Annotated in this window: 12 protein-coding genes; 4 read left to right on the forward strand and 8 right to left on the reverse strand. The window is 55.8% G+C overall.

Annotated elements, in window-relative coordinates; genetic code table 11:
- Window positions 1–5: 5 nt before the first annotated feature.
- Entirely contained in the window at window positions 6–860 is an 855-nt protein-coding gene (locus ACQQ2Q_RS17920) for a hypothetical protein (protein WP_428188487.1), read from the reverse strand.
- A gap of 263 nt (window positions 861–1,123) precedes the next feature.
- Between ACQQ2Q_RS17920 and ACQQ2Q_RS17925 the strand changes: the two genes are divergently transcribed.
- Both ACQQ2Q_RS17925 and ACQQ2Q_RS17930 read left to right on the forward strand, forming a co-directional pair.
- Window positions 1,124–2,185, forward strand: a complete 1,062-nt coding sequence (locus tag ACQQ2Q_RS17925; RefSeq protein ID WP_428188488.1) for a PD-(D/E)XK nuclease family protein — start codon at window positions 1,124–1,126, stop codon at window positions 2,183–2,185.
- A 118-nt stretch (window positions 2,186–2,303) separates the two neighbouring features.
- Window positions 2,304–3,296, forward strand: a complete 993-nt coding sequence (locus ACQQ2Q_RS17930; protein ID WP_428188489.1) for a site-specific integrase — start codon at window positions 2,304–2,306, stop codon at window positions 3,294–3,296.
- A gap of 462 nt (window positions 3,297–3,758) precedes the next feature.
- Here the strand turns inward: ACQQ2Q_RS17930 and ACQQ2Q_RS17935 are convergent, their stop codons facing one another.
- Together ACQQ2Q_RS17935 and ACQQ2Q_RS17940 are read right to left on the reverse strand one after the other, a co-directional pair.
- Window positions 3,759–3,911 carry a hypothetical protein gene (locus tag ACQQ2Q_RS17935; RefSeq protein ID WP_428188490.1) on the reverse strand — a complete coding sequence of 51 codons (153 nt, stop codon included), beginning with the start codon at window positions 3,909–3,911 and terminating at the stop codon, window positions 3,759–3,761.
- A 692-nt stretch (window positions 3,912–4,603) separates the two neighbouring features.
- Window positions 4,604–5,302 carry a hypothetical protein gene (locus ACQQ2Q_RS17940; protein WP_428188491.1) on the reverse strand — a complete coding sequence of 233 codons (699 nt, stop codon included), beginning with the start codon at window positions 5,300–5,302 and terminating at the stop codon, window positions 4,604–4,606.
- Window positions 5,303–5,461: 159 nt separating this feature from the next.
- Between ACQQ2Q_RS17940 and ACQQ2Q_RS17945 the strand changes: the two genes are divergently transcribed.
- On the forward strand, window positions 5,462–5,863 hold the full coding sequence (locus ACQQ2Q_RS17945; RefSeq protein WP_428188492.1) for a hypothetical protein: 402 nt from the start codon (window positions 5,462–5,464) through the stop codon (window positions 5,861–5,863).
- A 160-nt stretch (window positions 5,864–6,023) separates the two neighbouring features.
- Here the strand turns inward: ACQQ2Q_RS17945 and ACQQ2Q_RS17950 are convergent, their stop codons facing one another.
- Window positions 6,024–6,608, reverse strand: coding sequence for a recombinase family protein (locus ACQQ2Q_RS17950; protein ID WP_428188493.1), 585 nt, complete (start codon window positions 6,606–6,608; stop codon window positions 6,024–6,026).
- Between the two features lie 206 nt (window positions 6,609–6,814).
- Between ACQQ2Q_RS17950 and ACQQ2Q_RS17955 the strand changes: the two genes are divergently transcribed.
- The gene (locus ACQQ2Q_RS17955; protein ID WP_428188494.1) at window positions 6,815–7,399 is read left to right on the forward strand and encodes a hypothetical protein; all 585 of its coding nucleotides are present in this window, start codon (window positions 6,815–6,817) and stop codon (window positions 7,397–7,399) included.
- Between the two features lie 240 nt (window positions 7,400–7,639).
- Here the strand turns inward: ACQQ2Q_RS17955 and ACQQ2Q_RS17960 are convergent, their stop codons facing one another.
- From ACQQ2Q_RS17960 to ACQQ2Q_RS17975, 4 genes are all read right to left on the reverse strand, one after another.
- Window positions 7,640–8,386: an NYN domain-containing protein gene (locus tag ACQQ2Q_RS17960; protein ID WP_428188495.1), complete on the reverse strand. Its 747-nt coding sequence runs from the start codon at window positions 8,384–8,386 to the stop codon at window positions 7,640–7,642.
- A gap of 184 nt (window positions 8,387–8,570) precedes the next feature.
- Complete coding sequence (locus ACQQ2Q_RS17965) at window positions 8,571–9,332, reverse strand: DUF429 domain-containing protein (protein ID WP_428188496.1); 762 nt, start codon at window positions 9,330–9,332, stop codon at window positions 8,571–8,573.
- Window positions 9,333–10,400: 1,068 nt separating this feature from the next.
- Window positions 10,401–11,144, reverse strand: coding sequence for a M48 family metallopeptidase (locus ACQQ2Q_RS17970; RefSeq protein WP_428188497.1), 744 nt, complete (start codon window positions 11,142–11,144; stop codon window positions 10,401–10,403).
- 1 nt (window position 11,145) lies between these two features.
- Window positions 11,146–14,160, reverse strand: a complete 3,015-nt coding sequence (locus tag ACQQ2Q_RS17975) for a type I restriction endonuclease subunit R (RefSeq protein WP_428188498.1) — start codon at window positions 14,158–14,160, stop codon at window positions 11,146–11,148.
- Between the last annotated feature and the right edge of the window lie 3 nt (window positions 14,161–14,163).

Genomic DNA, 14,163 nt, shown 5'->3' on the forward strand with positions numbered 1-14,163 from the left:
TGCGGTTAGGTGATTCCGCCTGTCGAATTTTCTAGGCGCTTTAGCAGCCAGCGCGCCGTGACAAGCACAAGTTGGAGTCTGAATATGGCGTCATGCTGGGTGGAAATGCCTGGATGTGCTCCGTCCGGGTGCAGCAGTTTTGCCAGGCCGGGCAAGAACGTCTGGCCGTGTCCGTCACCAAATTCGTGTTTCTCACGCGATAGAAACCCCCTATCAGCCAAAAGCTGGCGCTTCTGAAGGCCACTGCTTCTTGAGCATGATTCTGTCGGGTAGAGCCTTTCTGCGATAGCGTCGGTCAAAGCTTCGAGGAAGGTCCGGCACTGGCTGTTCGCCGCCTCCCAATCGCCTTGAGTGATGTTCTCCTTTGCGCTCGAAAGATGGCGTTCAGCGATGTGGAATCCATGTCTATCAATCAGGATCTCCACTTCGTTCGAACTTTCCGGCAATTCAGCGAACTGTGGCATCGCGACTGTGAGTCCAGTTATCTCAAGCGTTACTGCTCCCCACGTGCTTGTCGTGCCCCTGAGAAGGGAATACCCATCAAGATTGAGGTAGCGCTCCAGTTTCTCCCAAAGCTTTTCCGTTTTAGATGATTGCTCAACCCTCCTTATGACCTCTTCAGCCAAAAGGATGCCAAGAGGCTTGATGCCGAAGTCAGTCGAGAACTGATGACCAGGGTTCTTTACTGCGAATTCCTTGAGATTAAGTATCGTCTTAGCTATCGAGCCACTCGGCCGCACATAGTCCGATATGCCATACTCAATAAGCACACCCTCAAGTTCCGCGTTCGTCCTTATATAGCCCAAAAGATCGCACGCAGTTGCAATCGCCCCGCGTCCCACGGTCAATTTCGATCCCATCGCATTGTCTCTTTCTTATGTCCTGGATACTAGTAATTGCATCGGGACGCCCCACACCGATCAATCATTAGATGACTTCTGCGCCGATCCGCAACTCATCACTGTGCCGGGATAGTCCTTGGCACCCCTCCAGGGGCATCCTGCGCGTGACCTGCAACACCAGTTGGAGGTCACATGGCAACGATCCGGAAGCTCAGAGGACGTTGGCAGGTGGAGGTTGAGTGTGCTCTACTTTCTAGGCGCAACAGCCGGAGAGAGACGTAGTGGAAGATGAATACATACCTACGCTGAGCCACGCCACCGAGCGCGACATAGATCTTCTTTTGGTAGAGGAGCTTCACGCTTCGTCGGACTTCGTCACTTGGATGGCTGCTCACGCAGGCGTTGTTTTACCGATATCTTCCTGGGACGTTAAACACAGCAAGCGACGCACGCGATCTCGACGAGAGATCGACATATTCGTTGATATTCGGCATTCCGACAACGGTCGTTCAGCGCTTCTGATTGAGAACAAATTGGATGCAACCGAACAGCCAGATCAAGCCGAGAGTTATCGCGAGGAGATAGAGGCCTTAGGAGAAGGTTATCACCAACGATCAATGCTGATAATCTGTCCGGAAGCCTACGCTAGGCAATTTCCGGATTTCACGGGCAAATTCGATAATATTATTTCGTATGAGTCTATTTCTAACTATTTACGAGAAATACGAGATGAATCCGGAAGCCATCTTGTTCTTCGATATGGTTTTAGAGCTGAAATAGTTGACCAGGCAATCTACAAGCATCGTCGTGGTTACACAGCAATTCCGGACAAGATTGTCGGAGACTTCAATGCTAGGTATATTTCTTTGCTTGAGGATTTGGCTCCGGAGATTGTTCCAGGCGCTAGCATGCGCAAACCTGCCAATCCACGTGAAAGCACTTCCATGATCTACGATCAGCTGGCATCGCTTTCTGAACTTCCAGAAGCAATTCGGCCTCGACGTTTTGCACACGAACTAGGGAAGGGTTCGGATCGTAGGGCCAACTATGTGGCCGTGACCTTTGCGGGGTGGGGATCTGCTCCAGCGTCGGCCATTCAGCAATTGACCGCTGATGCCAAAGAATTGGGGGCGTTATTCTCATCTAAGAAGCCAACCAAGGTGCGACCCAACCCTGGCTTGGTTATGGCGCTGTCGACTGAGCCAGTGGACAATCAAACGGACTTTGACATCCAAGTTGAAAGTCTGAAGACGGGCATCATGAGGGCCAAGGAACTGCGAGAATGGCTAATCTCTCACAAAGAGGTAGTTGCTAAGTGGGGCCGGCTCGTTGAGGACAAATAGCGGATCTGCGCCCGATGTTCGAGTAGCGCTCTTCGTCGGCCCGAGAAGCGCCAGTATAATCCTTTGCACCCCGCCGGGGGCGTCCTACGCATGATCTTCAACAACAGTTGGGGGTCACATGGCGACAATCCGGAAGCTCAGAGGGCGCTGGCAAGCGCAGGTGCGTCGTCGCGGCATGAAGCCGCGCTGCAAGTCCTTCGACAGCAAGCTCGAAGCCGAGAAATGGGCACGTGATCTGGAAGCCCAGGTTGATCGCTTCGGCGCTGCTCCGGACACGAGGATCCTTGAAAACACGACACTCGGACAACTCCTAGAGCGCTACCAGCGCGAGATCTCACCCACCAAGCGCGGGTCCGTCCAGGAGATCCAGCGGATCGACGTGCTGCGTCGCCATGATCTCGCCTACCGCACGCTGATCGGACTGAGCCAGCAGGACATCGCCTCGTTCCGCGACGAGCGTCTGAAGTCGGTAGCTCCATCTACGACTGTCCGCGAGCTCGCTATCCTGAGCCATGTCCTTGAGGTTGCCATCCGCGATTGGGGTCTGCCGCTCGCAAAGAACGTGGTGAAGTTGGTTCGTCGTCCGGTGATACGTAATGAGCGCAGCCGGAGACTGGCAGGCGACGAGGAGCAGCGTCTGCTCGATGGTTGCGACAGCGGGCAGACGCCATACCTCAAGACGCTGCTCATCCTGGCGATAGAGACCGGGATGCGCCGAGGTGAGATCCTCGGACTGCGGTGGGTCGACATCTCACATAACCGCCGGGTGATCACGCTCACCCTTACCAAGAACGGCTCTGGCCGCCAGGTGCCTCTGTCCCAGCGTGCGTTCGATGCGCTTATGGACTGGAAGGGGTGCGCACCGGTAGATCAATCTACGGTTTTCCCAATGACGCCTGGGGCGCTGGAGCAGGCGTGGCGTCGATTGCTGATCCGGGTCGGGATTAAGTCGTTACGCTTTCACGATTTGCGCCACGAAGGCGTCAGCCGTCTCTTCGAGCGCGGTTTGAACGTGATCGAGGTTTCCACGATCAGCGGACATAAAGAACTCCGAATGCTTCGGCGCTACTCGCACCTATCAGCCGACGATCTGGTCGCTCGATTGGGGTAGGGCTCTCCCGTGCGGGAGATCGAGACATGACGAGCCGATTTTTGAAACGTGAAGTCTTAGAATAGGCAAGTGATTGCGATGGGGATGCCTTTTGTGGCCTAGAGCTTGGGGTGAGCCAAACCTCCCATGCCGTTCCTGCCGATGTTTTCCGATCGGCTCGGCATGACAATCAGAGGGGTCCATGACAGTCTCAGCAGCGGAGAACGCTCACCGATGTCCGCAACATTGACGTCTTCTAGCGAAACACCTCGACCAACCTGACCCAACTTGGTTACGACTGCACGCCGGAAGAGGCAGGTGAAGGCTATAACGAAGCGCCCGATATTCTGCACGGTGAATGCGTGAGACTCGCATAGGTTGGTTGCCTAAAGTTTACATACAACCCATTTTTGGGCTCAAAAAGGTAAACTTAGACCAGCCCGGCCCACAGTTAAGGCCAAATCAGGTTTACATCCGTAAACATCACTCATAACCAAAACCCACCTTCTGCGGCGCAAACGTAACACGATGTTTCCCAAAGGTTGACACTTTCAGCCCAAAAACACTCTTTTTCAGCAAACCGACAACATCGAAGCGCTCAAGACCATTAATACGCAAACGCTCATAGAAGCTCACACAGAGCGTCCGTTGCATAGAGAGCGAACGATCTAGCTAAACGCACACCCAAAGCGCTGGTGAGCAAACCTCGAGTCAACCAGAACGTCATACACCCCAGCGCGAGAAACATATTCCGGTGTAGACAAGAGAAAGCTCTGATCTCCTCCGGGAGCGTCATGAATCGAGGCGTGATCATGTGGCGGGTATAAGCTACCGTTCACTCTTGCCCGCACAAATCTTTATCGAAAGAGCGGCATACAAGAACGGGGAACGAGGCGTCCGGCCGCGAACGAACAAGCCTTAAGCTGTCAAAAAGCATCCTCGCCTCCCGTTCCAATCGAGTTTTCTGCACCGCCGACACAGAAATTGAGGTGTCAGCGCTGGGGATGACATGTCGTGTTGACTGAAGCGACTGATTGCTTGCTGAGCAGCGCTCAGATCTTCGAGGTTGCTCCAGGGCTGGCTCCGCGTTGACGAACATCTAGTTGGGCGTCGGATTGCTCATGCTCGCCGGTGAGCGCGGGTGACAAAAACCGTTGCCGGAGGTGTTCCTATTCCCGTCCGTCTGTCGTCTATTATATATATATATTACAAATATAAATAATAGACGACGAAACCTCCTCTTCCCCTACCCGGACACTCATCCTTCTGGCAACGAAGATCTCATCAAAGTGAAAACTCTAAATGTATAGATGTTTTCACGTCTGCTCTCATTCCGGTGGCGCAAGGCGCGCCAATAGATGTTTTACGGCATTAATTGACCAAGCGTCCGCCCGGCGAGGCTTCTCGCCAATTTCATTGAGATGGTGCATCACCCTTGAAGGCGTCAGTTTGCTGCCGGCTGGCAGTGAGCTTTCAAGAGACGATATAATCGGCCTCAATCGAGCGGCTTCTTGATTTGCCCGTTTCCGATTGGCGTCAGCTCCTTTTGATGAATTCGGAGTCCTGTCATATTCGTCTTGATGCCTGCTGGGCTTCTTGAGTTGGGCGAGCGCTTTACGTGCTGATGCCTCCTGCATGACGCGCAGACGATCCTGATCGTTAAACTGGTCCCAGCTCTTACCGGTCATGCAATCGAGCAGCCTTCCGCCTATCTCATCCAGCCGGCCTAAAACGCGGAGAATTTTGGATGGATCTGTGGCGCGGAGCAAGGCGTGAATGTCAGAGACAATCACCTGTTGCCCTGCGCTTTCGGCAAGCACTGTGGCTTCATGGAATACTGGGTCGTCGGTGAATGATGCCCGCCGATAGGTGGTAACGCCAGCCATAAACTTGGGGCTCGAAATGCCATTCCTAGCGCTGAATACTCTAATGATATTGATCTGTTCGTATATGGCTCGAATTTTTAACGCCTCGTTTTTAGACGCTGGAGTTTTCGCCACGAACGCGAATAAGAAGGCGAAGTGCATGCTAAAAATCCACTTGCAGAATTCGTATTAATTAAGGACCGTCAGATAGCTCATCCTTCTAGCGGCATCCAGTCCTCTGTCTCGCTCATGACTTGTGCATCTCCACATTCAGCCTCGCTACAATGGAATTGTTAGTTGGCAAAACAAGGAGAATGCCCAATGAATGATGTGGAACAGACGAACAGGATGCAGTTCCTTACCTTCCTCGATCGCTATCTTGGAAGCGGACATACGGCCGCGGAGCGGATTAACGATCGGATCGTGTCGGTCAAGATTCTTTGCAGCCACCTGTGGGATGACGACACCGGATATGTCAGGCAGTTCAGCTCACACATGCGCGATGTCTGCGGTCATGAGTTCGAGGCGTGGGAGCGCTTAGGAGGAACTTGGGGTGCAGCTGCTCGTGCAGCTGCTTATCACATTGACCATTCGGTGATGGGACAGCACGGTCGGCCGGTCCGGCCCCAGGGGATGTGGGTCGCGAAGGCGCTTCGTATCACCCGGCCCTCTGCACAGTGGTCTGTCGAAATCCCTGGAAGGAGCTCAGCCGATGCTGAGTGATGACCTGAAGGCTCGGATGGCCGCACTCGTCGAGAAGTATCGCCAGCAGGAATTGGATTTTCTCGATATGCTGGGGAGGATCGATAACCCCAACCCTATGCCGCTTAAGCCCAGGATCCGCGTGAGGGCGACCTCATACCGGTGGTCGCTTCCGGACCGTTCAGACAACTGTATCGCAAGGGAGCAGTAAGCCCTGCTTTAGTCCCCGCACGAGAGTGCGGGGATGCACCTTGTATTTCTCGGCAAGATCGTCGACCGAAACCTTGCCAACAGTCATGGCTTCTCGGGCTTCAATTATCTGCTCTGGCGTGAGCGCCGGCGGCCTGCCGATGAAGCTCCCCCTAGACCGCGCTGCTGACATCCCTGCTTTTGTGCGCTCGCTGATGATGGCGCGCTCAAATTCAGCCATGGCTGCCATGATATGGAATGTTAGTCGACCGCCGGAGGTGGACGTATCTATAGCCTCGTTGAGAGAACGGAACTCGACATCCCTCTTTCCAAGATCGTTGATTGCGCCGATCAGGTCGATCAGCGACCGGCCAAGTCTGTCGAGGCGCCACACGACCAGCATGTCGCCTGCTTGAACCATGTTCAAGGCTTCTGCTAATCCAGGCCGATCGAAGGTAGAGCCTGAGATGCCTTGATCCGTGAACGTGCGATGGCAGCCACTGGCCTCCAGCGCTTTCAGCTGCAGGTCCAGATGCTGCTCGTTCGTCGAGACGCGGGCATAGCCAATTTTGTTCACAACAACCTTCTGTTCTACTCCTCAACGGTCGTCATTCTACCCGCTAAGCCATTGACTAAAAGGAACCTTTTTGTCCGACGATGGGTTTCTTGTGCGCCTTCCACGCGAGCCGAACGGAAACAATGGCTTACGCTCCGAAGGAGTTCTAGTCGCGAGCTATGGGATAAAGGTTCCCTTTTGTCGGCCGAAAATCTTCGGAACGCCACGTGAAAATCATCAAAGTGCTGACCGTCGTTGCTCTCGTCTCGATCCCTCTGACTTCGGCGTTCTCAGAGCACTCATCGGTCTATCTCTTCCTTGACGAGGAGACCGCAGAAACGAAGTTCGACGGCTTGAATGTCATGCTGAGAGCCGAGCTCAGTGACAAAGATCAGAAAGAGCGTGACTTCGCGCGCACGCCTCGAGTTTGGATAACCTGTCAGGACAGTGGTCGCCAGATCATGAGCATTGACACTGCCGACGATCTCGATCCCTGGCCTTCTATCACTGACGATCAACACATTGAGGTCGATAGCAAGTTGATTTCGCAGACGGGAGCATTCCCAGATCTGGCCACTCGCATGAGTGCTTCGCGCAGGTTGCATCTTCTGGATCTCAACATAGACATTACCGGTCGAGCAGAAGATGTAGCGCGCTCTTGGCTTCAGGGTTTCCCGATCAAGCTGACCGCCGCCCCCGGCGGAGATCTGAGTGACCTCGACCTCGTCATCTTTCCCGGCAGCAGCAGTGCAGCATTTCGAACGCAAGTAGCTACGCTCGTCCGAGCATGCGAGATCCTGGCCGAGACTTAATCAATTTTCGTATTCGCGAAAATAGCCCAATCTAGATTGAAGCATTTGCAGACAACCACTGCTCTATTGCTGCAACCACGTCAGACTACAACCAGTCCTCACGGTGTCTCTAGTGTCGGCACCACAATAGCGCCAGAGCGAGTCACAGGCGCGAACCGCACGTTTTACGCTGCGCAACATCGTTCTATAGCTCGGAGCCAGCCAGGGACCGCCTGTGAGTCACTGGCGCATGCTTCGCCCTCAGCTCTCAGCTTTCTTTCGATCAGAGGGCTTGATTCGGACGCGCAACGTCTTCCCCTCTCCATGGTCAAGTTCGAACACGCCTGTCTTCCGCACCAGGTCGCTGAGCTTGCGGAAGCCGTATGTGCGAGGATCAAAATCGGAGGATAGATTGGCTAGCTGAGTGCCCAAAGCGCCGAGAGGCACCCACCCGTCTTCGCTGTCCATTTGAACGATGACTTTCCTCAGAACTGGAACTGCGGCGCTCGGAGGCTGGAGTGATTTCGAGGCATCCGAGATGTCTGAATTGCTAGACGCGGGCGTTGGTAGAAGATTTTCGGTGTAGATAAATCTACGGCATGCCTGCCGGAAACTCTCCGGTGTCTTCTGCTCGCCGAAGCCGAACACGTCGACACCCTGCTCGCGGATACGGGATGCAAGCCGTGTGAAGTCACTGTCCGATGAGACCAGACAGAAGCCATCGAAGCGCCCGCTGTGAAGCAGATCCATGGCATCGATAACCAACGTGATGTCCGAGGCGTTCTTGCCTGTCGTATAAGCGAATTGTTGCTGGGGAATGATCGCGTGGCGGGCGAGAACCTCAATCCAGCCTTTCGATCGCGTGCTGGCAAAGTCTCCGTAGATGCGACGGACGCTTGCCTCTCCGATCTTTGCAATCTCTTCGAACAGGCCATCAACGATCTTGGCAGATGTGTTGTCTGCGTCGATCAGGACGGCGAGACGCGGCGAGCGCGGTTCAGTTGGCATGTTTTGTCATTCCTTGTCGGACCTCATAGTCCTGCCCGATAGCTTCTAGTTGTCCTTCTATGCGGTCAATCACTTTGGGTAAATCATCTAGAGGAACACGCCGGCGCATTCGGCACGTCGACATTGACGAAGCAAGGTTTCCGACCGTCAAGTCAGCCAGTGACTATCCTTGAGACAAAGGCAGCTACACCAGAGCCAATCGGTTCCTTTTAAGCGCGTCGCGTGCCCATGGTGCCCACAGTTCTGCTGGAGGTAGCCAGATCCATCCGGTCGAGACGTCACCCACTACCTCTGCCTTATCCACTGTTGCACAGGCTGCAGTGAGGAGACAAAGGTATGCGGCGCGTTTCTCGTGGTCCCGCTCAACTTCGATCAGATTAAGCAAGTCGGGTGCGTCCCAGCCAATGAAAGCGAGTAATTCACCGAACTTGCCAGCCTTAACTGTGTGCTCATACATCCAGTCAAACTTTTTGCCGCGCTTAATTTTATCTGCTGCAAAGGTCTGATCGGAGAGGAGGACGCCCAGAAATGCATTTGGAAATGCTTCGACGATCGCCGCATCTAGGAAGACGGCATTCGAGAAAGCTGGTGCCGACGTCAAATGCCTGACCTGCTTCGCGGTTTCGTGTGCCGCACGCTTCAACTGAAGTCCAGTGCCAAAATGACTGGAGCCGGGCTTGCAGCGTTTCTGAAATGTGCCGCGTGCCAGCAGCTGTTCGCAGGTCCGAACAAGCAAATCAGGCGACCCCTCGGGCACCAAAGGCCCATCAATCGCAATGACCGAGAAATTGGTCGAGGGGGGCAAGTGCAGGCGCCGCCGTTCCCAATCTGTATGGGTCTTTGCCACGCCGAAGGTGCCGTCGGCAGTCCAGGCTATCCCGGTGGTGGGACGAGACTGCGAAAAGCCGACATCGATCCCCAATAGGTTTATGTTTCCGATGTTCATCTGCTTACCCTGCTGCGCTGCCGTCTATATCTTTTTGTCACTTAAATCTGCTTTTTGCCCTGTTGAAAACGGACGCCTGTTGCGAACCATCCGGTGCCGTCGTATCAGCGAGCGCACCAAAGCGGGGATGGCAGCTGCCAGAGCTAGAGGATCTCGCCTCGGACGTCGGCGCTCGATGACGCCGGAGCAGACCGATGCCGCTCGGCTAGCAATCGAGATTGACCAGGAGCCGATAACCGAGGTCGCTGCAAGGTATCAGGTTCATCCGAAAACACTGGCTCGTGTTCTGCGTAGCGTCCAGACCGGCTAGCATGACAAAATTGATAAGATGACTCACCGGCGCGCGTCGCCCGCTTTCCGCTGTCCGACATCGATCAACAGCTGGGAGCCAGCCAGTGAGCGCCCCTGTGTCAAAAGCCATGCTCCGCTTCTGAAACCTGGGGTTTGCATGGTATTCCATTAGTTCGAAGACTGTGTCCCGCCTCTCCATAATACGTGAAGGTATGATTCACTCCGTTCTGATTTTGCGGCAAATGACCTGAATTCCACTGAGACACCCAATGCAGTATTTTGTTGACCCAGGCGAGCCCCACCAATTTATACCAGTTGCATAATATCCGGTTGGACATTCTGTGGGGGGCTTGGCATCGCCGCCACCCGATACATTCCCGACCGTCGGCGGGCCGTCAGGATAGCTAGCGAGCTGGACTCGCAACTCCTGCATTTGGGTATTCGTCCGGGATATATTGTCAAGATCCTGTCGTATCACCGACCAAAGCAGTGACGACGCAACAATAGAAGTGAAGACACCTGCAAAGAACGCGATCCGAACGGGGTGAGAGGGATCTAGCAACCAGCGTCTCAGTCTGGGAATCGCTGCAATAATTATAGGTCCAACAACACCGGTAACTATCCATGTAACAGTGCTTGTAAGAATCTTGATGAAAAATTCGGACATCACGAGCCCCCAATTCATCGATTGGCCAAGTTTACACGCTAAAGTTAGCCTAATACTTTTGCGATTCAACTGAAATTTAACCAGTCTACAAGGATGCTTGGAGCACATCGTTAGACCGAGATTTTGACCTTCTCCCACCCCAGCATATGCTCGTTCTTGTCGAGCCAGGCCTTGCGCTCCTGCCATTCCGGCAGCACGCGCCCCACGAGGTCCCAGAACTCCGGCTCGTGGTTACGGTGCTTCAGGTGGCACATTTCGTGGACGACGGCGTATTCCAGCACCGGCTTTGGCGCGAAGATCAGGTGCCAGTTGAGGTTGATCTGCCGGTCCTGGCCGCAGCTGCCCCACATGTGCTTCTGGTCCTTGATCTGCACGCCACGGGGCTTCAATCCGTGGCGCTCGCCATGCTTACGGACGAAGTCGTTGGCGTCGTCGCGCACGCGGCGCTTCAGCCAGAGACGGAGAGCGCTTTCAATGATGGAATCGGATGACTCCGGCGCGAGGTCGGAGGGCTTGCGGATCTGGAAGCCGTTGCGGAAGCTGATCTCGATGAGGGAGCCATCGAAGGGCTCGATCGTAAGCTTTGCCATCCGGCCACGATAGGGAATCTTTGCGCCGGTCACGAACTGATAGACGCGTGCCTGCGCTTTGGCACGTTGCGCCATATGCTGCACAGTCTCGATGATCCAGCCTCGCCTACGGTCCAGCACGGCGCTGATCTGTTCGTCGGTGGCGTTGTCAGGCACCAGGAGTTCGAAGGATTTCGGCGTGACGCTGAGGCTCGCCTTGCGGGCCCTGGGCGAGCGCCGCAGGGTGTATTCGATCTCCTGGCTGCCGATGCGATAGACTGCCATGTCACTGCCCCGCGAAATGCTTGAGCGCGTAGGCCTCGACTTCTTCCGGGATTTCCCTGAGCTGGGTCAGGCCCGCCAGATGCGCCATGGAACGCACCCGCTGGCGCAGGCTCTTGCGAAGCCCGTCCTTCTCCCACCAGCCGTTGGGAGCGGTCACCGGATCGGTGTAGAGACCCTCCAGCCGGATGGCCAGATCCTCGCCTTCTGGTCCAGAGGTGAAGCCGTTGAGGATCTGCAGGATTCCATAGGCGCCGGGCGAAAGACCTGCTTCGACATGCGCGGTGTCCTCAGCCGTAATGTCCTTCGCAAGCTCTTCGGCTGCCTTCAGCTTCTCGCTCCATGAGAGCTGCGCGCTTTCCAGCTTTTCCAGCAACTGGCGAAGGCGCTCGGAAAACTTGCCGTATTGGTGCGGGCTGTCGTCGATCCGCTCGGTGACGGTCTTGCGCAGTTCCGTCGTCTTGCGGATCGCCGCGGTCATCAGGTCTTCCTCGGTCTTGCCCTCAGGATCGAAATCCTCCCAGAACTCCGGATCGGTGATGTGGCGCAGCTTGACGGTGACGCTGAGACCCGTTGCCTCCAGATGCTTCTCCAGCATCTCGCGGATCTTTTCGCTGTAGTTCATCTGGTCGAAGGCCTGGCGCTTCTCAAAGTGCTGGGTGCCATAGAGTAGGAAGTTCGCCACCCATTTGAGATCGGCCGTGAACTCCAGAACACTAGGGTCCGGGCTCAGCGTTTCATAGAGCGCGATGAAGCTACGGGCCTTGGCTTTGAAGTCGAACCACTTGTCCTCGGTGCCGAGCAGCTTCACGAAGGCGTCATATTCCGCCTTCAGCGCGTCCTTGTCGCTCGCCTTGCGTTTCAGCAGCTTCATCAATGCCGCGACGGCAGAGTAGGCTGCCCGTAGCTGGTTGCGCAGATCGTCCAGGTCGCGCATGGCGTTCTTCACGTCATCGGCGCGATAGGAGGAGAGCGCTTCCTCCAGGTGGCCGGAAACGCCGATGTAATCGACAATCAACCCGTTGCGCTTCTTCGCGTCGGAAACACGATTGGTGCGGGCAATCGCCTGCAACAACCCGTGCTCCTTCAGCGGCTTGTCGAGATACATGACGCTTTCGATCGGGCAGTCGAAGCCTGTCAAGAGCTTGTCGCAGACTATCAGGAACTGCGGATCATCACTCTTACGACCAAAAGCCTTCTTCGCCAGCTTTTCCGTTTCGGCATCCAGGTAGTGCGCCTTGAGCTCGGTGCGGATCGCTTGTCTGTGGGCGTCCTCGCTCGGCTTGCTGTCTTCCTGATTGATCGAGTAGACGCATGCCGACATGGCGTCGGCGCGGGCCAGCGCCTCGGCGGGCTCCATGCCTTCGGCCTTCAGATCCTCGGCAATCACCTTGGTCAGCGCCTGCTTGTAGAGGATCACCGCCTCGCGATCGATGGCGACGATCTGGGCCTTGAAACCATCGGGGCGGGCGTATTGCTTGAAATGCGACCAGATGTCGTAGGCGATCAGTTCGATGCGGCGCGGATGCTTGATCAGATCCTCGATCTGCACCCCGCGCTTCTTGATCTCGTTGAGCTTGTCGTCGTCCAGCTCGGTAAACCAGGTGTCGAACAGAATGTCGATCTTCGCCTCGTCGATATGCCAGTCGGTCTTGCGCCCGGTATAGTAGATCGGCACGGTCGCGCCGTCGGCCACGGCGTCGTCGATGCCGTATTTGTCGAGATAGCCTTCGCCGGGCACGCCGAAGTTTCGGTAGGTGTCCTTGTCGTCCTTCTTCACCGGCGTGCCGGTAAAGCCGAAGAAGCGGGCGTTCGGCAGCGTCGCGCGCAAGTATGCGCCGAGATCCTTTTCCTGGGTGCGGTGCGCCTCGTCCACCATCACGATCCAGTTTTCCGAATTGGCAATCGCCTCCTTCGAGCCCTGGAACTTGAAGATGGTGGAAAGCGCCGTGTGCCCGTCCTTGCCGCTGCGGATCAACGCGTGCAGATCTCGAATGCTTTCAATCGCCGTCGGGTTCGGCAGGCCGCAGGCGACAAAGGTGCCGCTGATCTGGCCGTGCAGATCCACCCGGTCGGTCAGCACCAGAATGTTCGGATTGGTCAGCGCGTCAGATTGAATGGTCCGGTGCGTCTTCAGCTTCAGCGCGGCAAACACCATGGTCAGCGATTTGCCGCTGCCCTGGGTGTGCCAGATCAGCCCCTGCCGGTGCTTGCCCTCAATGACGCGGTCAACGATGCGGTTGACGGCGCGGAACTGCTGGTAGCGGCAGATCTTCTTAATCGTGCCTGTCTCGGTTTTTTCGAACACGACGTAATGAGCGATCAGGTCGAGCAGGCGGCTGGGCTCCAGCAGGCACCAGAGGCCTTTGGCGAGCGGATCGGGAAAATCAGCCTCCAGCTTCGGCCAGGGATCGCGCCACTCGGCATAGTATTTCGAGCCGGAGCCGGTTGCGCCATAGAGCACCAGCGCGCCATCGGTGACGATGTTGAAGACATTGGAAAAGAACAGGCGCGGAATGTCCTGCTCATATTGCCGGATCTGCTCGAAGGCCTCGCCGGTCTTGTCCTTCACGTTCAGCGGGCTCTTCGCCTCGATGACGACCAGCGGAATGCCGTTCACATAAACCACGACATCCGGCTTTCGCGTGTTCTCCGCCTTTACCCTGAGCTGATGCGTCACGGAAAACAGGTTGTTGTCGGGGTCGAGAAAATCGATCACCCGCAGCGTCTGCCGCGTTTCCTGGCCGGCCACCTTGCGGGCATAATCCCCGCGCAGCACCTTCAGCCAGGCCTCGTTGTCGCTGATTGCCGCAAGTTCTCCATAGGCGGCCTCGGCAGAGGCGCGGTCGACCCCGTTGATGCGCATCAGCGCCTCGATCAGCTGCGGGCGAAACAGAACCTGGTTCTCGCCTTCGCGCAGGGTCGCGTGCTCCGCCGGCACCACGAAACCATAGCCCATGGCCTTGAGATGTTCGATTGTGGGGCGCTCGGCAAAATGCCATTCGGGACCGTGGCTCATGGG

The organism is Agrobacterium sp. ES01 (assembly GCF_050320885.1).
Taxonomy (GTDB): Bacteria; Pseudomonadota; Alphaproteobacteria; order Rhizobiales; family Rhizobiaceae; genus Allorhizobium.